Below are 22,471 nucleotides of genomic sequence, written 5' to 3' on the forward strand. Positions count from 1 at the left end.
GCATGACGACTGCGCCCACGCCCCACCCCGCTGAACCCCGGCATTGGCATGAGGTACCTTGCGCGCCGCTGCCCGGCACAGTGCTGGGCCACACGGGCAAGCTGGCGGATGGCAGTGCGACGATGGCGGAGATTACAGATGCGGCCAACGGCTCAGGGGTATTCCGCTACCTCTTGCTGCGCAGTGGGTCCGAAGTGCGGGCCTATGTGAACCGCTGCGCCCACTTCGGCGTGCCGCTGGCCGCACGGCAAGACCTGCTGAAGTTCCAGCCCCATGTGCGGATCACTTGCAATGTGCACTACGCCCATTACCGATGGAGTGACGGCGTGTGCACCGCGGGTGACTGCGAAGGCGAGTCGCTGTTGTCTATCCCCCTGACCGTCGATGCAGATGGCACGATCCGCATCGCGCCATGAGCCTGCAGATTCACATCGCCACCCTCTCCAGCCCCGCAGGCGTGCTGGTTCGCGACCTGCAGGTGGAGATCGCCCCCGGCGCTGTCCACACGCTCATGGGGCCCAGCGGCTGTGGCAAAAGCAGCGTGCTCGCGGCAGTGTGCGGCACCCTGGAACCCGGCATGCAATGGAGCGGCACGGTGCACTTGCATGGGCAGCGGATGGAGAACCTGCCGGTGCAGACGCGCAAGGTGGGCATCCTGTTTCAGGACGATTTGCTTTTCGCCCACATGACCGTACGGGAGAACCTGCTCTTCGCCGTGCCGGCAGGCCCCGCTGCCACCAGGGAATCAGCGGTGCAGCAGGCGCTGCAGGATGTGGAAATGCAAGAGTTTGCAAACGCTGACCCGGCACGCTTGTCGGGCGGCCAACGGGCACGGGTGGCCTTGGCACGCGCACTGGTGGCGCGCCCCCAAGCGCTGCTGCTCGACGAGCCCTTCTCCAAACTCGACGCCGCCTTGCGCGAACGCATGCGCGCACTGGTGTTCGGGCTGGTGCGCAGCCGTGGCATCCCCGCCCTGCTGGTGACCCACGACGCGGCGGACGTTGCGGCCCCCGACCTGCTGACCCGCTTGGGCGATTTGTAAGAAAGCTGGCATCCGAGCGACAAAGGGGTTTCCCACCCCGCTATAGACTCGCCCCATGCGCTCCACCCTCTCTCTTCGCTTTAGCCGCATTGCACGGACTTGGCTTGCCCTCACCGCATGGTGTATGGGCTCGGTTTCAAGCGCATGGGCACAGGTGCCAACCAGCACCATCGCCGTCGGTGCTCCCTTTGCAGTGGCGTCTGCATACGCCAATGGCCAAAGATTCAACACCAGCACCCTCGATGGAACGGTGACCGTGGCCTTTTTCTGGAACAGCAACTGCGCCGTCTGCCGCGACAGCCTGCCCGAGCTGCGCGCCAACCTGGCAGGTTGGAAAACCAAACCCTTCAGCCTGCTGCTGGTCAATCTGGACCGCAAAGCAGACGACTGGCGGGCCTACGAAAAGCTGGTGGGCCAGACACAGATGAACGCCAAAAGCCTTTACTCAGTGCGCTTAGACGGTGAATTGCCCGCCGGTGCGCGCCTGCCGCTGACCCTGCTGATCGATAGCAAAGGCAAGGTGCTCAAACGCTTTGAAGGTCGACTCGCCCCCGAAGTGTGGGACAGCGTGGCTGACCTGCTGCCCTGACCCGCCATGCTGGACCGCTTCGCCACTCCCCTCCTTCGCCCGCCGTTGCAGGCTATCGCACGCGTGCTGGTGCGCGGCGGTGTGGGTGCCAACACGGTGACGCTCGCCGGCTTTGCCGTCGGCATGCTTGCTGCTATTTTGATAGCTGCCGGCGCATATTCCATGGGCGCGATAGCCCTTTTGGTATCCAGATTGCTGGACGGACTGGATGGCGCAGTGGCGCGGGAGACGCAGCCTACCGACGCTGGTGGCTTTCTCGACATTTCGCTGGATTTTTTGTTTTACGCCAGCATTCCGCTGGCCTTTGCGGTAGCTGAGCCCACTACCAACGCCTTGCCCGCCGCAGTCCTGCTGGCGGCCTTCATCGGCACCGGCAGCAGCTTTCTGGCTTTTGCCGCCCTTGCCGCGAAGCGCGGCATGGACAACCTGGCCTACCCCGACAAGTCGTTCTATTTTCTGGGCGGACTGACCGAGGCTACCGAGACGCTGGCCTTCTTTGTGGCCATGTGCATTTGGCCTGCGCATTTTGATGTGCTGGCTTACACCTTTGCCGCCTTGTGCGCTGTGACCACCGCCACCCGCATCTGGTGGGGTTGGCGCGCTTTCTCCTGAAAGGCCCCGCATGAAAGCTTCCAAAATCCTGGTGCTGGCGGTCGCAGCGTCAGCCATTGCAACCTTTGTAGTCTTCGATCTAGGCCGTTTTTTGAGCCTGGAGGCTCTGCGCCAGAGCCAGGACGCGCTGGCTGCGCAGTACGCCGCCAACCCCTGGGGCTTGCGGGCTGCCTACTTCGCCCTTTATGTGCTGGTGGCGTCGCTCTCCCTGCCGGGTGCAGTCATCCTCACGCTGGCAGGTGGTGGTGTGTTCGGCCTTGGTTGGGGGCTGTTGCTGGTGTCGTTTGCGTCCAGCCTGGGCGCCACGGTGTCCTTCCTGGCAGCGCGCTTTGTGTTGCGGGACATGGTGCAGGCGCGCTTTGGCGCACGATTGGCAGATATCAATCAGGGTGTGGCGCGGGACGGCGCGCTTTACCTGTTCAGCCTGCGGCTGATTCCGGTGGTGCCGTTTTTTGTGATCAACCTCGCCATGGGCCTGACCACCATGCGCACCCGCACCTTTTACTGGGTGAGTCAGCTCGGTATGCTGGCCGGCACGGCGGTGTACGTGAACGCAGGCACGCGGCTGGCAGAGCTGCAGTCGCTCAAGGACATTGCCAGCCCCCAGCTGCTGGGCGCGTTTGTGCTGCTCGGTGTGTTTCCTCTCGTTGCTAAGGCGCTTATGAACTTCATTCAACAACGCAAGGTCTACGCCCGCTGGAACGCGGTGCGCCCGCAAACCTTTGACCGCAACCTCATCGTCATCGGCGGGGGCGCGGGCGGGCTGGTCTCGGCCTACATTGCGGCAGCGGTCAAAGCCAAGGTCACACTGGTAGAGGCCCACAAGATGGGCGGTGACTGCCTCAACTACGGCTGCGTGCCCAGCAAGGCCCTGATCAAAAGCGCCAAGCTCGCTCACCAGATGCAGCATGCAGAGCGCTATGGTTTACATAGCACCCCCCGCACATCCGACGGGCGCCAGAACCTTTTTTCATTCAAGGCGGTGATGCAGCGCATCCATGACGTGATTGCAGCCATTGAGCCGCACGACAGCGTGGAACGCTACACAGGCCTGGGCGTGGAGGTGTTGCAGGGTTACGCCAAGATCGTCAACCCCTGGACGGTGGAGATTGCCCTCAACGACGGCGGCAAACAAACTTTGACCACCCGCAGCATCGTCATTGCGGCAGGCGCACGGCCGTTTGTGCCACCGCTACCTGGTCTGGACAAGGTGGGCTATGTCACCAGCGACACCTTATGGGACGAATTCGCCAAGCTGGATGAAGTTCCAAAGCGCCTGGTGGTGCTGGGCGGCGGGCCGATCGGCTGCGAGCTGGCGCAAAGTTTTGCACGGCTGGGCTCTGCCGTGACCCAAGTGGAAATGGCACCGCGCATCATGGCACGGGAAGATGCGGAAGTGTCGGAACTGGCCGCCAACGCCCTACGCGCCGATGGCGTGGACCTGCTGACGAGCCACAAGGCCCTGCGCTGCGAAATAGTGAATGGCGAAAAGGTGCTGGTGGTCGAACATGCAGGCGTGGAAAAGCGCATTGCGTTTGACCAACTGCTGTGCGCCGTGGGCCGCTCCGCCCGCCTCGCAGGCTACGGCCTGGAAGAGTTGGGCATTCCCACCCATAAGACGGTGCAGACCAACGAGTACCTGCAAACCATCTACCCCAACATCTATGCAGCGGGTGATGTGGCCGGGCCCTACCAGTTCACCCACACGGCGGCGCACCAGGCCTGGTATGCGGCAGTCAACGCCCTGTTCGGGGATTTCAAGAAATTCAAGGCCGACTACTCGGTCATCCCTTGGGCCACGTTTATTGACCCCGAAGTCGCACGCGTCGGTCTGAATGAGCAGGACGCCAAAGAGCAAGGCATTGCCTACGAGGTCACCAAGTACGGCATCGACGACCTGGACCGCGCGATTGCGGATAGCGAGGCGCACGGCTTTGTGAAAGTGCTGACCGTACCTGGCAAAGACAAGATTCTGGGCGTGACCATCGTCGGCACCCACGCCGGCGACTTGCTGGCCGAGTACGTGCTGGCCATGAAGCACGGGCTGGGACTGAACAAGATTCTGGGCACCATCCACACCTACCCCACACTGGCCGAAGCCAACAAATACGCCGCAGGAGAATGGAAGCGCGCGCACCAGCCGCACAAGCTGCTGGAATGGGTACGCAAGTTCCACGACTGGAAGCGCGGCTAGAAACTTGCCCCCACGCTCCGCCGCTTTGCGGGTCGCTGCCCCCGAGGGGGCGCGTTTGCGCTTGGGGCGGCCCGGCGCCGCAAACCGTACCCCCACGTTTCGCCACTGTGCGTGTAGCGGCACAATTCAGAGATATGCAAACACCCACCACGCCCATCGTTAGAGACATCGTGTTGGTGGGCGGCGGCCACAGCCATGTGGTGGCGCTGCGCTACTTCGCCATGCACCCACTACCCGGCGTGCGCATCACCCTGATTTGTACCGACGCGCACACGCCCTACTCCGGCATGCTGCCCGGCTACGTGGCGGGGCACTACGCTTATGACGATGTGCACATCGACCTGTGCCGCCTGTGTGCCGCCACCGGCGCGCGGTTCATCCAAGCAGAGGTGATGGGTCTGGACCGTGAGGCACGCACCGTGCAGCTGCGCGGCCGGCCCGACATTGACTACGACGTGGTCTCCATCAACACCGGCTCCACGCCGCAGATGCGCGCAATGGGCGCCGCCGAGCATGCGGTGCCGGTCAAACCCATCACAGGCTTCAACCAGCGATGGTTGCAATTGCTCGACAAGGTGGCGCACGCTACGCGGCCGCTGACGATAGCCATCGTGGGTGGTGGCGCGGGCGGTGTGGAGCTGTGCCTGTCCATGCAGTACCGGCTGCGTGCCGAGACACAAGCCGCCAGGCGGGCGGACTTGGCACCGCAGTTCCACTTGTTTACGTCTGACGGCTTGCTGCCCACCCACAACGCGGGTGTACAGAGGCGCTTTGCCAAAGTGCTAGCCGAGCGCGGCGTACAGGTGCACTTGCAAACGCACGTGGCGGAAGTGCAGGCGGGCCGTTTGCGCAGCGCAGGAGGCGACTGGTTTGACGCTGACGAGGTGCTCTGGGTTACCCAAGCCGGCGGTGGCGCCTGGCTGAAAGGCACCGGCTTGCCCCTGACTGACAACCGCTGCATACGGTTACACGACACGCTGCAAAGTATCACCGACCCGCGCGTGTTTGCGGCGGGTGACGTGGCAGCGATGGAGAACTTTGCGCTGGAGAAAGCCGGCGTGTTTGCCGTGCGCATGGGTATGCCGCTGGCCATCAACCTGCAGCGTGCAGTCCTAGGCTTGCCCCTGCAGCCCTACCGCCCGCAGCGCCACTGGCTGGCGCTAATCAGCACCGGTGACAAATTTGCCGTGGCCTCACGCGGCGCCCTCGGCTTTGCGGGTGCCTGGGTCTGGCGCTGGAAAGACTGGATAGACCGCCGTTTCATGCAGCGATTCAGCGTGCAAGGCGTGGATGGACTCGCCGGCCTCTCAAACATGACTACGGCCAGGACATCCGCCACAGCATCCATTCAGCTAAACGCTGATGAAGCCCAACAGGCGCAAGCCGCAGTCGCCATGCGCTGCGGAGGCTGTGGCGCCAAGGTGGGGGCCAGCGTGCTCTCCCGTGCACTGCAAAACCTGTGGGTGCAACCCAACCCCGATGTATTGCTGGGCCTGGACAGCCCGGACGACGCTGCCGTGGTGCGCGTGCCGCCCGGCAAAGCGCTGGTACACAGCGTGGACTTTTTCCGCGCGTTTGTGGATGACCCTTATGTGTTTGGCCGCGTTGCCGCCAACCATGCACTGGGCGACTTGTTTGCCATGGGCGCGCAGCCGCACACCGCGACCGCTATCGCCACCGTGCCCCCCGGCTTGGACCGGCAGGTGGAAGTCACCCTGCGCCAGATGATGCAAGGCGCCGTCGAGGTGCTGAACGCCGCCGGCTGCGCCCTGATCGGCGGGCACAGCGGTGAAGGCGCCGAGCTGGCACTGGGCTTTGGAGTGAACGGCCTGGTGGACGTGGACAGCCATGGCCAAATGACCGGCGTGCTGCGCAAAGGCGGCATGCAGCCCGGCGATGTGCTGCTGCTGACCAAGCCGATTGGCACCGGTGCCTTGTTTGCCGCGCATGGTCGTGCAGCCGCGAAAGGCCGCTGGGTACAAGCTGCGCTGCAGAGCATGACGCAGAGCAACCAGACTGCCGCGCAGACATTGCGAGCCTTTGGCGCCACCGCCTGCACCGACCTGACAGGCTTCGGCCTCATCGGCCACACGGTAGAAATGGCCCGCCCCAGCGGCGTGCAAGTCGTGCTGGATGCCGCCGCCCTGCCCCTGCTGGACGGCGCTCTGGAGTGTGTGCAGCAGGGCCTGCTGAGCTCCCTGCACGGCGCCAATGCCCGCCAGCAGCATGTGGTGCAAAACGCCGCACAGGCCATGACGCACCCGCTGTGGCCGCTGCTGGTGGACCCCCAAACCGCCGGGGGACTCTTGGCGTCCGTGCCCGTCTCAGCGGTTGATGACTGCTTGCGCGCACTGCGAGCACAGGGTTACCCAGAAGCCTGCGCCATCGGCCATGTGCGTGCATTACCTGCCGACGAACTGCCCATCACCATCGACGTGCGACCGCTATGAAAAGAGTAGCTTCTCGCGCAGATTCCATGGGCGCCAGAGTCACTTTTCTAGCTCTATCGGCGTGGTGCAGCTTGTCCATGGTGTGGGCGCAGGCCCCGGGCGTAACGCCGCTCACACCACTGGAGGCGACAGGCCCCGGCACGCCACCCGCGCCATGGCGGGCGGTGGGCTTGCCCGGAGGCAAGGTGCTGCTGATGGCGCCCGACATCGTGTTGCAAGGCGCAGAGCCTGTGCTGCGCCTGCGCAGCGACAAGAGCTACAGCACCCTGAGCCACGCGCTGCCTGCCGGCACCCGTGAGAGCCGCTTGCAATGGCAGTGGCGACTGGACGAAGGTCTGGCTCACGCAGACCTGCAGCGCAAAGAAGGGGACGACGTGGCGCTCAAGGTCTGCGCCATGTTCGACCTGCCTCTTGCCAACATTCCTTTCGTAGAGCGCAACCTGCTGCGCCTGGCACGCACCCTGAGCGGCGAGAACCTGCCGGGTGCCACGCTCTGCTACGTGTGGGACCGCCTGCAGCCGCCGGGCACAGTGGTGAACAATGTGTACAGCAAACGCCTGCGCTTTATCGTGCTCGATCAGGGCCCCGCGCGGCCCGGAACCTGGGTCAGCCATGCACGGGACTTGAACGCCGACTTTGTGCGCGCCTTCGGAGAAGAAAGCGCGACCGTACCGCCCTTGTTGGCCGTGGTCGTCGGTGCGGACAGTGACAACACCGGTGGGAGCAGTCTGGCCTTTGTCAAAGGGCTTGGCCTTGTGAAACCCTAGCCACAGTTGCCGGCGCAAGCAGGGAAAACGCTATGCTTTCCATAGCTGCTCGCGCATATTCCGTGGGCGCTGGAGGCTGATTTATTTGTCAAACCCGCCCCAATCGTGGAACAATAGCGGCATGAAAGCTCTGGCTGCGCATATCAAGCAGGATGTGGACTCCGCCCACGCGGCCGACGCGCGCGGCTACCAGCCCCGCCAGCTGGTATTGCTGGGTGGCGGCATGGCCAACCTGCAAGTGCTCTCGGCACTGGCGGCCAAGCCCCTGCCGGAGATGCGCATCATTCTGGTGGCCCCCTTTCCCCGCACCATTTATCCCGGCATGCTGCCCGGCTTTGTGGCCGGTCGCTACAGCCAGGACGAATGCGCCATTCCGCTGGAGCCGCTGGTGCGGCGCGCCGGCATCCGCTGGCTGCAGCGCAGCGTCAAATCGCTGGATGCCGGCAGCCAGACGCTGCAACTCGATGATGGCAGCAGCCAGCATTACGACTGGTTGTCCATCAACACCGGGCCGGTGCAAAACCGCGAGCAGATCGAGCGCGACATTCCCGGCGCCCGGGAGTTCGGCCTGTTTGCCCACCCGCTGGAGACATTTGCCCTGCTCTGGCCGCGGGTGTGTGAGCTCGCCAACAGCAAGGCGCTGCGGGTGACAGTTATCGGCGACCACACCGCCGCCCTGGAACTCGCCTTGGCCGTGCGCCAGCGCCTGCCTTCGAGCGCCGTGACCCTGGTGATCAAGCCCGGTGAAGGCGGCGTGGATTTGGACAGCCCGGTGCACGCCCGGCTGGTAGCCGCCATGAAGGCCCAGCGCATCACGGTGCTGCAGGATGTGGCGGTGGGCATGACCGCTGAGTCCGTGCACCTGGGCTGCGGCGCCCACCTGGCCTGCGATGTGCCGCTGATCGCGCTCGAATCCCAGACGCCTGCGTGGCTGGCCGACAGCGGGCTGGCCCTGGATGGCCAAGGTCAGGTCGCCATCGACGCCTACCAGCGCAGCACCAGCCACAGCCAAGTGTTCTCCGTCCAGGATGAGAGCGAGGCCTTGGTGCACAACCTGCCGGCCGCCACCACCGGTGCCAGCCTGCATGCGGTGCGAGATACATCCCACGCGCTGCACTTTTTATTCGGTGGCAGCCAGCAAGCGGTAGCCAGCTGGGGCAGCTACAGCGCCACCGGCCGCACCCTGAACTGGCTCAAAGACTGGACCGACCGCCGTCATGTGGCGCGTTACCTGCAAGTTACATCCTGAGACAGACTGACAGATCGGTTTTCGCTGCAGGTAATGGGTATAGTGGGTGTGACTTAGTTCACATCTCCCCATGAAGCTGATCAACGAAATTGCCTATGTGGCCAAACAGGAACTGAAGGTTCTTGTTCGCCACCCCAAGATGCTGTTGGCAGTGTTGGTGGTAGCCGTCTTGCCCTCAGTCTACGCCTCCATCTACCTCACCAGCGTCTGGGACCCGACCTCCCACACCAATGCCTTGCGCGTGGCGGTGGTGAACCTGGACGATGGCGTGGAATACAAAGACCACATGTTCAACATCGGCTCCCAGGTGATCACGCGCCTGGAGCGCAGTGCACGATTTGGCTACGTCACGTACGAGCATGCGGAGGATGCCCGCCAAGACGTGCGCATGGGCAAAGTGGCCTTCGCGCTGATAGTTCCCAAGGACTTCAGCTCCAACGCCATCCCCGGGGCCATGCCGGGCGGCGGCAAGTTGGTGATTTACGCGTCTGAGGGCAACAACTACCAGACCGCCGTCATCGCCAAACAATTCGCCAATGAGCTGGGCCATGAGGTAAACGAGAGCCTGAACGAGCGACGCTGGGCCATGGTGCTGACCAATGCCGCCGGTTCACAGCGCAGCGTGGACCAGCTCAGGGCCGGCGTCAACAGCCTGCGCGAAGGTGCCATGGAACTCAACACCGGCGCGCTGCAAGCCGCCAATGCCGGACGTGCCTTGTCCAATGGCTCGGTCAAACTGCACAGCGGTGTCGGGCAGTTCACCGACGGATTCAAGCAACTGAGCAATGGGCTGCGCACCCTGGACTCCAAGCGCCCCCGCAACTCGGACCTGAATGCGCTGAAATCCGGCGCCGACGCGCTGGCAGCGGGCCATGTGGATCTGGGCAGAGGCATGGACGAACTGCAGGGCGGAAGTCATAAATTGCTGGAAGGTGTGATGGCCTTCAAGACAGAGGCGGACGACAGCCTGCTGTTGCCTACCCGCGTCAAGGAAGGCGCGGGGCAACTCGCAAGCGGCATGAATCAGCTGGACGACGGCATCCGCGATGCATCCGAAGGACAGAAGAAACTGTCCGATGGCGCCAACCGGGTGGCCGCCGGAGTGGGGACCTTGACGAACGGCATGCGCTCCATGAGCGGCGCTATTCGCCAGGCCGTGACCAAACTGCCCGAGGACAGCCAGCTCGACGAGCTGGATGCCGGGAGCAATCAGCTCAGCAATGGTGCCGGCGCCTTGTCCGAAGGCTTGCAAAAACTCAAAACAGGCACGCAAGCACTTTCGGGTGGATTGGATTTGCTCGCCCATTCGCTGCCGGCTTCCATTGAGACACCGGAAGGCAGCCCGGAAGGTCTGGCCAACTCTGTCAAACCCATTATTGAAGTCGATGCCGTGGTCGGCAACAGCGGCAGCGGCTTTGCACCCAACGTGATCCCCGCAGCACTCTGGCTGGGAGCCGGTGTGGCGGCTTTCCTGATCCATATCCGCGTGATGCCGCGGCATGCCAAGCGCTTTTCACCGCCGGCCAAATTCATCGGCAAGATCGCCATGCCGGCTATCGTGGTGCTGATGCAGGCGCTGGTGCTGGGGCTGACAGTGTTATGGGGCTTGAAGGTGCGCATTTTTGATCCCGCTGCCTTTGCCTTGTGCCTGACAGTGGCAGGACTGTCTTTCTTGATGATCGTGATGCTGCTCACGCGCGCATTGGGCGATGCGGGCAAAGTCTTCGCCATGGTGTTTCTGGCGGTGCAGCTGTCGGCATCGGGTGGCGTTTTGCCGGTGGAACTGAGTGGCGGCTTGTATGAAATCATCAGCCCCTGGCTGCCCATGACCTGGGTGGTGCGGGCGGTGAAGGCGGCCATGTTCGGGGCCTATGGGGGTGCCTGGCAATCGCCCATGCTGCTGGTCACCGCTTGCGGTTTGATCTCGATGTTGCTGGCCTGCTGGATAGGACGCTGGCGCTATCTGCACCCGGCCCAGATGCAGCCCGCTGTCGGCTTGTGACCTGCCGTTGAACTGCGATCAGTGACGCGGCAGCGTGAGAAAGCCGCGTTGCACCCTCCACTCGGTGCACAAGAAGCGTCCGTTGTTCATCAGCCGGTCAAGGATGCTGTAGTCGGGGTAGACCATCTTGCCGTCTTTGCAGATCATCACTGTTTCTTCGGTCGTGACCTGCTGCAGCAAGTTGGCGAGGGTCATGCTGTCCCGCAGGAGTACATACACCGTGAGCAATGCGACAACCGTGGCTGCCAGAGAGCACCACTCCCGCATTTTTTGTTGCAAGGGGCTTGCAACTTCGGGCGAGTCCATGGGAAGGGCACCGCCGCTCAGACTGAACAGGTCGGCACTCCCGGTGGCCGGTGCTGCACCATCCTCTTGAGCCGCAGCAGGCTGGGGCACCTGGGTTTCAGCACTGTGAGCACTGGCGGCCTCGGCGGCGGGGATGAAAGCCCGTCCAAAGGGCTTGGTTTGCTTCATGGTGTGGACTCCCGTACTTTGCATCCGGAGGGCATGACGCCGTTTCCACAGCCAACGCTGCTGAAAGCAACCCCGCTATCCGCCTGCTGTGCAGGGAGGACCGGAGGCTTTGCGTCCCTGCCTCTCGGCAGGTTTGCCCATGCGCTCTAGGCGCGAAAAGTCAGACTATAGAGGAAGCCGGGAAATCCCCCAAATCGGTTTTCGATGCGCAAAAAGAAGTAAAAGCTGTCAGTCCGTGCGTGGTGGAGGCATTGCACAGTTCTTGCACCGCTGATTCTGAGCGCCGCCCGATTCAGTCCGGCATCTGCAAAGGATTGGGCTCAACGGCCCTGAAGTTCACGATAAACACCACGCCTTTGTCCGAATTGGGAGCAATCTCAAGCTCTCCCCCAATTTGGCGTGCCAAATCGGACACCAACTGCAAGCCGAGCGACTCCTTTCGCTTCTCTTCAAAATTGCCGGGAAGGCCTACACCGGTATCCGCCACACGCAGGCTCCACAGGTCGGCATCGTCCAGACGAATCAAGTCGATGCTCACGAGCCCCTGGTCATGGGCAGGAAAGCCATGCTTCAGACAGTTGGAGATGAGTTCATTGACCAGCAAACCGCAGGTGACTGCCTGGTCCATGCCCACTGGGACCGAACCCAAATTCAGCACCAGCTGAACAGAGCGCAAGTTCACGGCCTGGTTTTGAAACGCCTGCGTAGAGAGCTGACTCAAGTATTTCCCCAAGTCCACAGAAGCAAAGGTTCCGGTGCGGTACAGCAGCTCGTGGAGCAACGCCATGGCTCGAATGCGCGCTTGCATATCACCCAGCACCACCTTGGTGTCCGCAACGGTGCTGCGCCTGCTCTCCAATCTGAGCAGGCTGGTAATGACCTGCATATTGTTTTTGACCCTGTGGTGCACTTCCTTCAGAAGTGCTTCCTTGTCTTTCAAGGATGCATTGAGCGCCGACGTGCGCTCACGTACCCGGGTCTCCAAGAGTTCGTTGCTTTGATTGATGGTTTTAAACTGTGCCGTGAGGGATTGCGCCATTTCCTTGAAATTGGCCACCAGTTGCCGAACTTCGTAAACACTGGTTTTCGGCCAGTCAATCGTGGATTCATTGGCCAACAAACGGGACGGTAGCGCTTGCGTCATCGATGTCAGCGTAATCAGGGAACGGATTGAACGGCGACTGATCAACTCGGCCAGGGTAAGAGCGACCAGCAGAATCACGAGCAAAAGCGTCAGCGATTTCGTATAGCGCTCAAACAGAACTTTTTGAAAAGGTGCCACTGGTTGCTCCAGGACCAGCTTCCACTCTGCATATTTTTCAATGGGACTCTCAATCACGTAATAGGAGGACTTCCAACGCTCCATGATGGGCGCGCCTGCAAGATTGGCAGGAACCCACTGCCCCACGCCATTGCCCAACGGGGTCAAGGTCCCAGCGCCGCGTTGCAGGGGTGCCATCAACTTTTGGTGGGGAATACTGGTGATGATGACGTTCGAGTTCTTGTCGAGCAGCGTGAAATGCATCGAATGAAAAGTAGAACTCTTCTCAAACATTTCACCCAGCTGATCCAGGCTCAGAACGCCAGCGACATAACCGGCATAGTCCCCTTGCTTAACCACCGGGGCTGCAAAAATGACCGTCGGCGTTGGACGCCCCACCTTGGACATCACCACTTCCGAAAGCACGGGTTGGAGGGACTGCCGCATGGCGGCGATATAGGGTCGGTCTGAAAAGTCTCTCCCAATGTTGCTGTGGCCAGAATCATCTAACGTCGGCGAGAAAGCGACGGAGATGCCATCACGGTTGATAAGGCCTGCCCGCAGAATGTTGATATCACTCTCATTGGATTGCTCAAGCATGCTTTGCATTTGGACTGGCGAGTGGGTCACGCCCCTGCCTGCCAGATAAGTGATAGACGCAGCCCTGTTTTGCAGCCAGATGGAGATTTTCTTGGTAAGTTGCTGACTGTTTTCCAAGAGCTCGGCGCGGATGTTCTGGTCAGTAACGGAAAAATCATCACGACCATTGACAACGCCAATGGCAAGGGCGGGTACCAACGCAAACACAGCCAAAAGGTTGTAGGTGATATCGCGGTACTCCACGCGCGACTTGTTGCAACGCAAAGCAACCAGCGTATAAACAAATCGGGCAACCAATGCATTCGCTATGCCATTGATAGAGGCCTTGCACATCACCAGCGTGGTACTTGTTTCCGGCACCGACATCAGCACGTGGTAAGTCAGGTACACCGTCGGCATCCCGACAAAGACCCAAAAAAGTGCATCTGCAAGCACCAGCCCTACCTTGTATCTGTGAAACAGAACTCCGACGACCAACACTTCCAGCGTGGAAACGAGCAAGAAATAGGGATGGTTCCAAAGTACGAATGTGTAACTGGCAATCAGCGCCCCGGCAAGAATGCTGTAGCGCAGCCTGAAGATCTGGACCGCCAGCAAGGTAAATATGCTGCCGAAAATGAAATCGATATTCAGGAAAAGGGGGAACTTCAAGTAATTGCCGACAAGTCCTGCCAAGACCAGGAGCATGAAAAAGACTGCACGGAGCAAGGGGGTGACTGGCTTCACTGACATGAGGTTTTCTAGATGTTGATTCAGCCAGGTAGGTAAGCGTTTGCAGGGGCCGGCAGTTCACTACGGGGTAGCCATGGAATTATTTCTTAAGCCCTGGATTGGGAGCCAAGGGTTTACCCGTTTCGCGATGCGAGGTGCCGCTATGGTCACCCAGGGATAGCGATGGATCGGGCAACGCCAAAACACCTCGCCCAAGTAGAACGCCTCCCGCCCATTCATGCGCGTGCATCGAACTGCAAAATCGCATTGCAGATCATCTCCAAGGGCAACACGTAATCCACCGCGTTGAGCTTAATGGCTTCCTTGGGCATGCCGAAAACAACACAGGTTGCCTCATTCTGCGCGATGGTGCGCGCGCCGCCATCGTGCAGCCGCTTCATGCCACGCGCACCATCATCCCCCATGCCGGTCAGGATGATGCCAAGGATGTCACGGCCCGCAGACTCTGCGGCAGACTTGAACAACACATCGACTGACGGTTTATGTCGATTTACCGGAGGGCCATCGGCCACAATGACAAAGTACTGCCCAGCGGCCTTGCGCAATTGCATATGTCGCCCCCCGGGTGCGATCAATGCCACCCCGCGTTCCAGGCGATCTCCGTCCTTGGCTTCGCGTACATTGATGGCGCACAGACCGTCAAGCCGCTGCGCATACATCGCTGTGAATTTTTCCGGCATATGCTGGGTAATGGCAATCCCGGGCGCATCAGCCGGAAGTGCGGTCAACACCACTTCCAAAGCCTGCGTTCCACCCGTTGAACTGCCAATGACCACGGGCTTGTTCACGGCGAATGTGTGTGTGGCATGGCTGTTGGCCTGCGCATTGGCATTGCCAGCCAGCAACTTGACGGCATCCGGCCCCTGATGGCCGGACTTGACCACGCGCGGTTTGGCTCGCGCGGCACTTCGGAGTGCGTCTACCAGTTCACGACGCGATTCCTCCAAAAACTGTTTGAGGCCAAGTTTGGGTTTTGCAATAACAGCCACTGCCCCCGCTGCCATCGCCTCCAGTGCCACCCGGCTGCCCTCGGTGCTCAAGGTGGAACAGATGACCGTCGGGATCGGATTCTCCGCCATGATCCGGCGCAGAAAGGTCAATCCGTCCATGCCCGGCATCTCTATATCCAGCAACAGCACATCCGGTGTGGTCTTGCGGATGGCCTCCATGGCGATCAGCGGATTGGGGGCACTACCTGCCATCACGAACTCCGCAGAACCTGACAACAGATGGGTAACGGTCTGACGCACCACTGCCGAATCATCGACCACGAACACCTTGATGGGAGTCACTCAGAATTCCTCGTGCTTCTCTTGACCAGCCACGACCCCGGAACACTCCACCTGGATAGGATTCCGGCCCACCGTCCAACGAACCTTACGGTAGAAGTCCCCGCCTGCTGACATGCCGACCACCTCAATACCTTGCGCGCGCAAAAACTCCTCGACCCACGCCAGGTTGGAAGCGCCGACATGCCGATGTCCAAATAGCTGCGGAAACATGTTTCCACCGCCAAACACGAATGCATGGCACAGGAGAGGAGCGATGCCAACTGCACGCAACAGGGTCAACATCTCCTGCATGGCGCAGACCGCAAACGCAGTGTCACCCTTATTGGCGCCCTGGGGCGTTCCAGCATGCACGATATGGCACATGGCCGCCACAGTGCGGCGAGGGTCGGTGAGAATGACAGAAACACACGACCCCAGCAAGGTCTCCAAACGATCCCCCTCAAACGCAAGAGCAACATCGCCCGGATGCAACACTTTGACTGGAGTGCCTCCCGTATCGTGAAGCTGGGAATCCGGATTTTGATAAGCAGACATGGGGGCCTCATGCAGCTTTGCGATAGGCGCCGGGAATCAATGCTTCCAAGCGGGTTTTGCATGGCACGCGCCCCTCGGCAGTACCCATAAAGAACAAGCCGCCAGGGCGCAGAGTCGCAAGGACACGATCCACTACTGCAATCTTGGTAGGCGTATCAAAGTAGATCAGTACATTGCGCAGAAAAATCACGTCGAATGGACCCAAGCCCTCGAAGCTCTTGGTCAGATTCAGTTGCCCAAAACGCACATGCGCGCGCAGGCTTTCTTGCATCATGACTTGTCCAGTGGCGGGACCCTCGCCCTGCAAACAGTAACGATGCATTTGTTCCTGCGGTACATGGCGCAACCGATCTTGCGGGTAGATGCCTTCTGCAGCGCTTAACAATACGCGATGGCTGATGTCGGTGCCCAAGATAGACCAGTCCGGACCCAATTGGCCTTTTCGCTGCATGTCGGAGAGCAACATCGCGGTGCTGTAGGCCTCATCTCCAAATGAGGATGCCGCGCTCCACACTGCCAGTGGGCCACGATCTTTGCGCCGAAGCAAATCTTGCTCCAACAGCTCGTAGTGTTTGGGTTCGCGGAAAAAATACGTCTCATTGGTAGTCAGCAAATCCACGGCCATCTGAAATTCAGCCGCCTGGTTATGGTCTTCCAGGAGGTCTACATAGGCCTCAAATGAGGGCAATCCGATTTTGTGGATCCGGCTGGCCAAGCGGCTTGAAATCAAGGGCTTCTTGGATTGGCTGAAAGACAGTCCGATCGCCTCGTACATGATCTCGCTGACCCGGCGGAAAGTGTCATCACTCAGGGCTTGCACTGTGGTTTTCCTTATGCTGTGGCGCCCTCTTGTGAGCGCTCCACCATATCTGTCATCTCATCCACGTTGAGCGCCCGCTCAGGATCCAGAATGATGACGAACTTTCCACCGACCTTGCCCATACCCCGTATGAAATCCCGCTTGATGGCACTTCCAAACTGCGGGGGGGGTTCAATGTCTGTAGAGGGAATTTCAATGACCTCACTCACAGCGTCCACCATCAATCCAAGCTCAATGCGCTCCCCTTCACGCTGGACATCGAAGATCACCACACAGGTCTTTTTTCCCACCGTGGCATTCGGTCTGCCCAACCGGGCTTGCAAGTCAATGACAGGCAGCACTGCGCCACGCAGATTCATGACCCCCCGTACGAAAGACGGCATGAGAGGAACCGTCGTCATCTGGCAGTGCTGAATAATCTCGCGCACAGTGGCAATATCCATGGCGAATACTCCGTCCGCCAACATGAATGTCAGATACTGCGCTGTGGCCTCCTGGGTCTCTGCCGCCTTGGCTGGCATGATGGTGGCGGTACCCATTACATGCCTCCGTATGGCTTGAAGTTATTGGTGCCATTCCGGAGACTGCTGACACCCAACATGGCTACTGAAGCGGATGCCGTGGAACGTGTACGCAGAGGTGTGGGGTCGTCGGATCGGCGCGTGCGCAATGGCTTGGGCATCTCCTGGCCAGCGCCGAAGAAGCCGATCACTTGCTGTAACTGTTCCGCCTGACCCGACATCTCCTCAGAGGTTGCAGCCAGCTCTTCGGACGCTGACGCATTTTGCTGCGTAGCTTTGCTCAATTGCCCCATGGCACCACCGATCTGGGACACTGCAGAGCTCTGCTCACCGGACGCAGCGGCAATTTCCTGCACCAGATCCGATGTGCGTTTGATGGAAGGCACGATCTCGTCAAGCAACTTGCCCGCACGCTCTGCGGTGGAAACGCTATTGGCCGCAAGATCACCGATCTCTTTGGCTGCCTCCTGGCTGCGCTCCGCCAACTTGCGCACCTCTGCCGCCACGACGGCAAAGCCTTTTCCGTGTTCACCGGCCCGCGCCGCCTCTATAGCCGCATTGAGAGCCAACAAGTTCGTCTGGTACGCAATGTCATCCACGATACTGATCTTGGAAGCAATCTGCTTCATCGCTTTGACCGTCTGGGTCACCGCGTCCCCTCCCTCGCCTGCTTCCTTGGAGGCCTTGCTGGCCATGCCGTCAGTCACCTTGGCGTTATCACTGTTCTGGGAGATGGAGGCCGACATCTGGTCAATCGAAGCCGTGGTCTCTTCCACCGAGGAGGCCTGTTCGCTGGCGGCTTGAGAGAGCGACTGTGCAGTGGCACTGACCTGCCCCGCAGCGCCACTGAGCGCGTCAGTAGCTGCTCGCACTTCTTCAATAATGCTGGCCAGCTTCTCGCAAGTGGCATTGGCATCCTCCTTGACCCGGTTGAAGACACCATCCGCCTCCCGTGTAATCCGCTGGCTGAGATCCCCGCTGGCCAAACCCGAAAACACCCTCCCCACGTCTTCAATGGTGGCAGCCAGCTTTTCGCTGGTTGCGTTTGCATCCATCTTGACCTGCTCAAAAGTTCCGGCGTAGTCACGGGTGATTCGCTGGCTCAGATCGCCGGCTGCCAGGGCACTGAAGCTTCGAACGACATCGCCAAAAATAACTGATGTGGTCTCCATCAGAGAGTTGATTCCAACGCAGAGCACTTCGATCGGCCCGCTCTTTCCTTCCAGTGGAATACGTTGTGTGAGATCGCCATCCTTGGCTGCACTGGTTACTTTCTGCGCCTGCTCTACAGCCAAGCGCAGCATGTTGGTCGCCTTCACCTCCTCCGTCACATCGGTGGCTATTTTTACTACCTTGAACACTCGCCCCATCTCATCCTTCACCGGCGCGTAGACGGCCTGTATCCAAATGTCCTGGCCAGACTTTGAAATGCGCTTGAATACTTCGCTTTGAGGCTTGCCCTCTCCCAGATCACGCCAGAACTGTGTGTAGGCCGGGGAGTTCGCCAAAGAGGGCTCGCAAAACATGCGGTGGTGCTTGCCTTGTATCTCGTCCAGTCTGTATCCCAGGGTTTTCAAAAAGTTTTCATTGGCGTGGATGACCGTGCCATCCAGGTTGAACTCGATGAAAGCAAAGTTCGCATCTATGGCTCCCAGGATACCTCTCGCATTCTGGCGTTCGATCTCCGCGACGGTAATGTCATAGCGCACACCCAGGTACTGCACCGGCTTGCCGTTCTCACCAAGGATGGGCGCAATCACCGCATCCACGTAATACGGAGTTCCGTCTTTGGCTCGGTTTTTGATGATTCCCCGGAACATGTCGCCCCGTCCGATGGTGGACCAAAGTTGCTTGAACGTTTCCTTTGGCATGTCTGGATGTCGGGTGGTACTGTGCGGCTGTCCGATCAATTCAGCGCGGCTGTATTTGGAGACTTCCGTGAACTTGTCATTCACACTGACGATGTCTCCCTTTTTGTCTGCCACTGAGACAATGCTGGTCATGTTCATGATGTCGGTGCGAACCTTGACCTCACTCTCCAATTCAGAGAGTCGGGCCTGCAATTCGGCGAGCGCCTGTTCGCCCTCCGAGCGCAAACGTTCCTGCTCCGAGGCGTGCGCGTGGAGGCGCTGAAGTTCGGCACCACATAAAAGTCGGGCGACCCAAGAGGTATTGCTGGTGGTCATGATGCTTACCTTTCAGAAAATGAAACGGGGTTTGGAAGAACTTCAGACGGAACTGAATGCAGCTGATGGGCGATCACCGGCGGATCTGATGCAAGCTGACTGAGGGACACCACATCGAAAATGAGGGCTACTTCCCCATTGCCCAAAATCGATGAGCCCGAGATGCCACGCAAGGTTTTGAAGAGTCGGCCCAGCGGCTTGATCACGGTTTGATGCTGCCCCATCAGCGAATCCACCAGCACCCCAAAGGGTCCGCTGCTGCACTGGACGACTACCACGCTGATGCGCTCGGGAGCCACGGAGTCGAGTCCGTAGAGGGATCGCAGACAAACGACTGGCAATACTTCTCCACGGAGTTCAACCACACTGCGCCCATGCACATCCCGCCCAGTGGCGGCTGGTCGGTTCTCAATGACTTCCACCACCGTATCCAGAGGGAATATGAATTTCGAGCTGCCCACACTCACCAGAAAGCCATCGATGATCGCCAGCGTCAGAGGTAAACGGATATTGATTTGAGAACCAAGACCATGGGTGCTGCTGACCACCACCGTTCCACGCAAGGCTTCTATATTCCTTCGCACTACATCCATACCCACGCCACGTCCCGACAAATTGGTGATTTGTTCGGCGGTGGAAAAGCCGGGTTCAAAAATGAGATTCACTATCTCTTGATCGCTGGGTCTTACGCCCTTCTCCAACAGCCCCCTATCCCAGGCACGCTGCAATACGCGCTCACGGTGAATGCCGCGTCCGTCGTCCTCGATACGGATCAGAATGCTTCCCGACTCATGGCGTGCGCTGAGGATCAACTTTCCGGTTTCCGGCTTGCCTGCTGCAGTACGCTCGGCTGGCGTTTCAAGTCCATGATCCAAGGCGTTGCGCACCAAGTGCATGAGCGGATCTGCAATGCGCTCAACCACCGACTTGTCCAGCTCGGTATCGCCCCCCAGTATTTCCAGCGCCACATCTTTTTCCAAGGATGCGGCGGTGTCTCGCACAACCCGGCGGAACCGACTGAAAGTTTCACCAATGGGCACCATTCGCAACTGCAATGTGCCATTGCGGATCTCCTCCACCAGCCTTCCAATGTGTTGGTTGGATTCGATCAGCTCCGCGCTGCGGGTTTGCCGCGCTTGCATTTCGGCGCCCGCGGCTGCGATGACCAGTTCTCCAAGTAAATTGATGACATCGTCGAGCCGGTCAGCCTGCACCCTGATGTAGCGGTTGTCTTCGGCGCCTGGAGTCGCTTCGCGCTTAGTTTGCTTGTTGAGTGCTGCCGAAACGACCTCTGCTGCGACACCAGCCTGCTGTTGAAGAATGTCTCCTAGTTTCGGAACGGAGACACCGGGCGTTTGGCGCGCCATCTGCTGTGTGCGCAATCCATCATCCAATTGAGATTGACTGATGGCACCGATTTTGACCAGGATGTCACCCAACAAGGGGCGATCAGGCATGTCCTCCAGCAACTTCTCATAGTGGGCGATAGGCGCGCTGGGTGCGACCAACCGAAGCGAACAATCCTCTTTGACAAAGCTAAAGGCATCTTCAATGGCTTGGCGATCGGCATCCGTCTTCAATCGGAACTCAAACCCCAGATGACAGGACTCCGGATCCAGCTTCTCCAACGTGGGAAGCAGCGCCAGGTCGCAGGCAATGGCTTCGACATTCCCGAGCTTGCCAAGATAGCGAAGTATGCTCAACGGGTCCATGCCGTTGCGAAAGCAATCGATGCCAAAGCTAACCGAGATCAACCAGCTACCTTGGTTGAGGACGACCGGGGATTGGTGTGCACCGGAATCCTGTGGTGTGCTTGGGTTGGTCAACGGCGCACCCGATGGCCCCAAGGCCGCACACAGACGCGTAATCAAGTCTGCACGCACTTCCCTGTCGTCCGGTGTATCCCGTTCACTATGGCCGGCCGAATCCACAAGATGCAACACCTGATCTTTGCATTCGAGTAACAGCGTACTCAGATCAGGACCCAAGGCAACAGTGCCCTCCCGCATTTTGTCCAACAATGTTTCTACATGGTGCGTAAAGGAAACCACCTGGTCGAGTCCGAATATGCCGGCTGAACCCTTCACCGTGTGCGCGCAACGAAACAAGGCATCCAAGAGTTCCCTGTCATCCGGGCACTCCTCCAGTTGCAGCAACAGGTGCTCAATGCTTTCCAGTTGCTCATGGGCCTCACTGATGAATGCAGGCATGGCCTCAGCGATGAAGTTCAAGTCGGCGTCGTGGGTATCGGGCTTCATACAGTCACCTCCATCGCCACTGTGCGGTCCAGCCAGTGTCGACTGCCCATGACACCGCATATCTCCATCAGATGCGTACTTGCGTCGTTGACCTGCCAGAGGACTCCCCGCTCCGAAAGAGTCTTGGTCAAAGCCCCCAGTAACTGGATGCCGGCGCCGTCAATGTCGTCAACATGCGCAGCATCGATCTCTACGCGATCACCGGACTTTGGATCTTGCTGCGTCAACCAGTCGAGCAAGGCATCGCGGGTCGCTCCGACACTGTAGATGGTCAACTCCGCTGGAAGTTGGAATGCAGCAGTCATGGTGCGCTTCTCCTGTAAACATTTGCGTTCTTGATGCGCTTTGCCGGAATCTCAAACAACATGGACCCAACTGTAGGAGCGACTGACTAGGGGACCAATCAGGCAGATACCTGAGTTCGGAAAGGGAAACACCTGAGACCGCGAAGAAGTACCGGTCCATCACCAGTCAGACTGGTGACATCGCGGAATGGACTGTGGTCTTCAAGGAAGGATGAGCTTGGAAACCGCATCGAGCAAGATCGGCGGACTGAAGGGTTTGACGATCCACGCCTTGGCGCCGGCAGCACGCCCCTGCTCTTTCTTGGCATCCTGCCCTTCAGTAGTCAGCATGATGACCGGCGTGAATTTGTAGCGGGGATCCTGCTTGACTCGCGTGACGAAAGCAATGCCGTCCATGCGCGGCATATTCACATCGCTCACGATCAGGTTGACCTTTCGGCCATCCAGCTTGGCCAGGGCATCCATGCCGTCGGTTCCTTCGATGACTTCATAGCCCGCACGCGTCAAGGTCAAACTCACCACCTGGCGCAAAGAAGAGGAGTCATCAACAATCAAAATAGTCTTGCCCATGGATTTTTCCTTT

General features: G+C 59.7%; 18 protein-coding genes, 2 pseudogenes and 1 riboswitch. Of the genes and pseudogenes, 9 read left to right on the plus strand and 11 right to left on the minus strand.

All coding sequences use genetic code 11. From position 1 onward, the window contains the following. The first annotated feature begins 2 nt into the window (after nt 1-2). The 9 genes from RAN89_RS17650 (at nt 3) to RAN89_RS17690 (ending at nt 10,905) form a co-directional block, all read left to right on the plus strand. Nucleotides 3-416, plus strand: coding sequence for a Rieske (2Fe-2S) protein (locus RAN89_RS17650; protein WP_313867520.1), 414 nt, complete (start codon nt 3-5; stop codon nt 414-416). Continuing rightward, nucleotides 413-1,042 carry an ATP-binding cassette domain-containing protein gene (locus RAN89_RS17655; RefSeq protein WP_313867521.1) on the plus strand — a complete coding sequence of 210 codons (630 nt, stop codon included), beginning with the start codon at nt 413-415 and terminating at the stop codon, nt 1,040-1,042. Before RAN89_RS17650 ends, RAN89_RS17655 begins: the two co-directional genes overlap by 4 nt. A gap of 55 nt (nt 1,043-1,097) precedes the next feature. Next, nucleotides 1,098-1,631 carry a TlpA family protein disulfide reductase gene (locus RAN89_RS17660; protein WP_313867522.1) on the plus strand — a complete coding sequence of 178 codons (534 nt, stop codon included), beginning with the start codon at nt 1,098-1,100 and terminating at the stop codon, nt 1,629-1,631. 6 nt (nt 1,632-1,637) lie between these two features. Beyond that, entirely contained in the window at nt 1,638-2,243 is a 606-nt protein-coding gene (locus RAN89_RS17665) for a CDP-alcohol phosphatidyltransferase family protein (protein WP_313867523.1), read from the plus strand. A 10-nt stretch (nt 2,244-2,253) separates the two neighbouring features. Further along, nucleotides 2,254-4,437: a dihydrolipoyl dehydrogenase family protein gene (locus tag RAN89_RS17670; RefSeq protein ID WP_313867524.1), complete on the plus strand. Its 2,184-nt coding sequence runs from the start codon at nt 2,254-2,256 to the stop codon at nt 4,435-4,437. A 134-nt stretch (nt 4,438-4,571) separates the two neighbouring features. After that, nucleotides 4,572-6,887: a selenide, water dikinase SelD gene (selD, locus tag RAN89_RS17675; RefSeq protein WP_313867525.1), complete on the plus strand. Its 2,316-nt coding sequence runs from the start codon at nt 4,572-4,574 to the stop codon at nt 6,885-6,887. Then, the gene (locus RAN89_RS17680; protein WP_313867526.1) at nt 6,884-7,654 is read left to right on the plus strand and encodes a DUF3047 domain-containing protein; all 771 of its coding nucleotides are present in this window, start codon (nt 6,884-6,886) and stop codon (nt 7,652-7,654) included. The genes selD and RAN89_RS17680 overlap by 4 nt, the downstream gene beginning before the upstream one ends. A 121-nt stretch (nt 7,655-7,775) precedes the next feature. Next, nucleotides 7,776-8,903, plus strand: coding sequence for an FAD-dependent oxidoreductase (locus RAN89_RS17685; RefSeq protein ID WP_313867527.1), 1,128 nt, complete (start codon nt 7,776-7,778; stop codon nt 8,901-8,903). A gap of 70 nt (nt 8,904-8,973) precedes the next feature. Beyond that, entirely contained in the window at nt 8,974-10,905 is a 1,932-nt protein-coding gene (locus RAN89_RS17690; RefSeq protein WP_313867528.1) for a YhgE/Pip family protein, read from the plus strand. A gap of 18 nt (nt 10,906-10,923) precedes the next feature. Here RAN89_RS17690 and RAN89_RS17695 read toward each other — a convergent pair whose 3' ends face one another. The 11 genes and pseudogenes from RAN89_RS17695 to RAN89_RS17740 all read right to left on the minus strand — a co-directional run bounded on the left by RAN89_RS17695 (nt 10,924) and on the right by RAN89_RS17740 (nt 22,458). Beyond that, the gene (locus RAN89_RS17695; protein WP_313867529.1) at nt 10,924-11,379 is read right to left on the minus strand and encodes a hypothetical protein; all 456 of its coding nucleotides are present in this window, start codon (nt 11,377-11,379) and stop codon (nt 10,924-10,926) included. A 62-nt stretch (nt 11,380-11,441) separates the two neighbouring features. After that, nucleotides 11,442-11,527, minus strand: a riboswitch (cyclic di-GMP riboswitch). 144 nt (nt 11,528-11,671) lie between these two features. After that, nucleotides 11,672-13,927 (minus strand): sensor histidine kinase, encoded by a 2,256-nt coding sequence (locus RAN89_RS17700; protein WP_313867530.1) that lies wholly within the window; start codon nt 13,925-13,927, stop codon nt 11,672-11,674. Nucleotides 13,928-14,187: 260 nt separating this feature from the next. Continuing rightward, the gene (locus RAN89_RS17705) at nt 14,188-15,264 is read right to left on the minus strand and encodes a protein-glutamate methylesterase/protein-glutamine glutaminase (RefSeq protein WP_313867531.1); all 1,077 of its coding nucleotides are present in this window, start codon (nt 15,262-15,264) and stop codon (nt 14,188-14,190) included. Continuing rightward, on the minus strand, nt 15,265-15,798 hold the full coding sequence (locus tag RAN89_RS17710; protein ID WP_313867532.1) for a chemotaxis protein CheD: 534 nt from the start codon (nt 15,796-15,798) through the stop codon (nt 15,265-15,267). A 7-nt stretch (nt 15,799-15,805) separates the two neighbouring features. Next, nucleotides 15,806-16,618: a CheR family methyltransferase gene (locus tag RAN89_RS17715; RefSeq protein ID WP_313867533.1), complete on the minus strand. Its 813-nt coding sequence runs from the start codon at nt 16,616-16,618 to the stop codon at nt 15,806-15,808. An 11-nt stretch (nt 16,619-16,629) separates the two neighbouring features. Continuing rightward, nucleotides 16,630-17,157: a chemotaxis protein CheW gene (locus RAN89_RS17720; RefSeq protein ID WP_313867534.1), complete on the minus strand. Its 528-nt coding sequence runs from the start codon at nt 17,155-17,157 to the stop codon at nt 16,630-16,632. Then, nucleotides 17,157-17,975, minus strand: a pseudogene (locus RAN89_RS18650) (methyl-accepting chemotaxis protein); the annotation flags it as partial. The pseudogene RAN89_RS18650 and the gene RAN89_RS17720, both read right to left, overlap by 1 nt. 474 nt (nt 17,976-18,449) lie before the next feature. Continuing rightward, nucleotides 18,450-19,325 (minus strand): annotated as a pseudogene (locus RAN89_RS18655) (PAS domain-containing protein); the annotation flags it as partial. Between the two features lie 5 nt (nt 19,326-19,330). Next, on the minus strand, nt 19,331-21,583 hold the full coding sequence (locus RAN89_RS17730) for a chemotaxis protein CheA (protein WP_313867536.1): 2,253 nt from the start codon (nt 21,581-21,583) through the stop codon (nt 19,331-19,333). Then, nucleotides 21,580-21,888 carry an STAS domain-containing protein gene (locus RAN89_RS17735; protein WP_313867537.1) on the minus strand — a complete coding sequence of 103 codons (309 nt, stop codon included), beginning with the start codon at nt 21,886-21,888 and terminating at the stop codon, nt 21,580-21,582. The genes RAN89_RS17730 and RAN89_RS17735 overlap by 4 nt, the downstream gene beginning before the upstream one ends. A 201-nt stretch (nt 21,889-22,089) precedes the next feature. Further along, nucleotides 22,090-22,458: a response regulator gene (locus RAN89_RS17740; protein ID WP_313867538.1), complete on the minus strand. Its 369-nt coding sequence runs from the start codon at nt 22,456-22,458 to the stop codon at nt 22,090-22,092. Nucleotides 22,459-22,471: the final 13 nt, after the last annotated feature.

The sequence above is a fragment of the Rhodoferax mekongensis genome, from assembly GCF_032191775.1.
Classification (GTDB): domain Bacteria; phylum Pseudomonadota; class Gammaproteobacteria; order Burkholderiales; family Burkholderiaceae_C; genus Allorhodoferax; species Allorhodoferax mekongensis.

Bases quoted from the DNA above. Each gene is read 5' to 3' on its own strand.
- RAN89_RS17660 (WP_313867522.1), top strand. From the start codon at position 1,098: ATGCGCTCCACCCTCTCTCTTCGCTTTAGCCGCATTGCACGGACTTGG.
- RAN89_RS17670 (WP_313867524.1), top strand. From the start codon at position 2,254: ATGAAAGCTTCCAAAATCCTGGTGCTGGCGGTCGCAGCGTCAGCCATT.
- RAN89_RS17700 (WP_313867530.1), bottom strand. From the start codon at position 13,927: ATGCTCCTGGTCTTGGCAGGACTTGTCGGCAATTACTTGAAGTTCCCC.
- RAN89_RS17710 (WP_313867532.1), bottom strand. From the start codon at position 15,798: ATGTCTGCTTATCAAAATCCGGATTCCCAGCTTCACGATACGGGAGGC.
- RAN89_RS17650 (WP_313867520.1), top strand. From the start codon at position 3: ATGACGACTGCGCCCACGCCCCACCCCGCTGAACCCCGGCATTGGCAT.
- RAN89_RS17685 (WP_313867527.1), top strand. From the start codon at position 7,776: ATGAAAGCTCTGGCTGCGCATATCAAGCAGGATGTGGACTCCGCCCAC.
- RAN89_RS17740 (WP_313867538.1), bottom strand. From the start codon at position 22,458: ATGGGCAAGACTATTTTGATTGTTGATGACTCCTCTTCTTTGCGCCAG.
- RAN89_RS17690 (WP_313867528.1), top strand. From the start codon at position 8,974: ATGAAGCTGATCAACGAAATTGCCTATGTGGCCAAACAGGAACTGAAG.
- RAN89_RS17720 (WP_313867534.1), bottom strand. From the start codon at position 17,157: ATGGGTACCGCCACCATCATGCCAGCCAAGGCGGCAGAGACCCAGGAG.
- RAN89_RS17680 (WP_313867526.1), top strand. From the start codon at position 6,884: ATGAAAAGAGTAGCTTCTCGCGCAGATTCCATGGGCGCCAGAGTCACT.
- RAN89_RS17730 (WP_313867536.1), bottom strand. From the start codon at position 21,583: ATGAAGCCCGATACCCACGACGCCGACTTGAACTTCATCGCTGAGGCC.
- selD (WP_313867525.1), top strand. From the start codon at position 4,572: ATGCAAACACCCACCACGCCCATCGTTAGAGACATCGTGTTGGTGGGC.
- RAN89_RS17695 (WP_313867529.1), bottom strand. From the start codon at position 11,379: ATGAAGCAAACCAAGCCCTTTGGACGGGCTTTCATCCCCGCCGCCGAG.
- RAN89_RS17655 (WP_313867521.1), top strand. From the start codon at position 413: ATGAGCCTGCAGATTCACATCGCCACCCTCTCCAGCCCCGCAGGCGTG.
- RAN89_RS17665 (WP_313867523.1), top strand. From the start codon at position 1,638: ATGCTGGACCGCTTCGCCACTCCCCTCCTTCGCCCGCCGTTGCAGGCT.
- RAN89_RS17735 (WP_313867537.1), bottom strand. From the start codon at position 21,888: ATGACTGCTGCATTCCAACTTCCAGCGGAGTTGACCATCTACAGTGTC.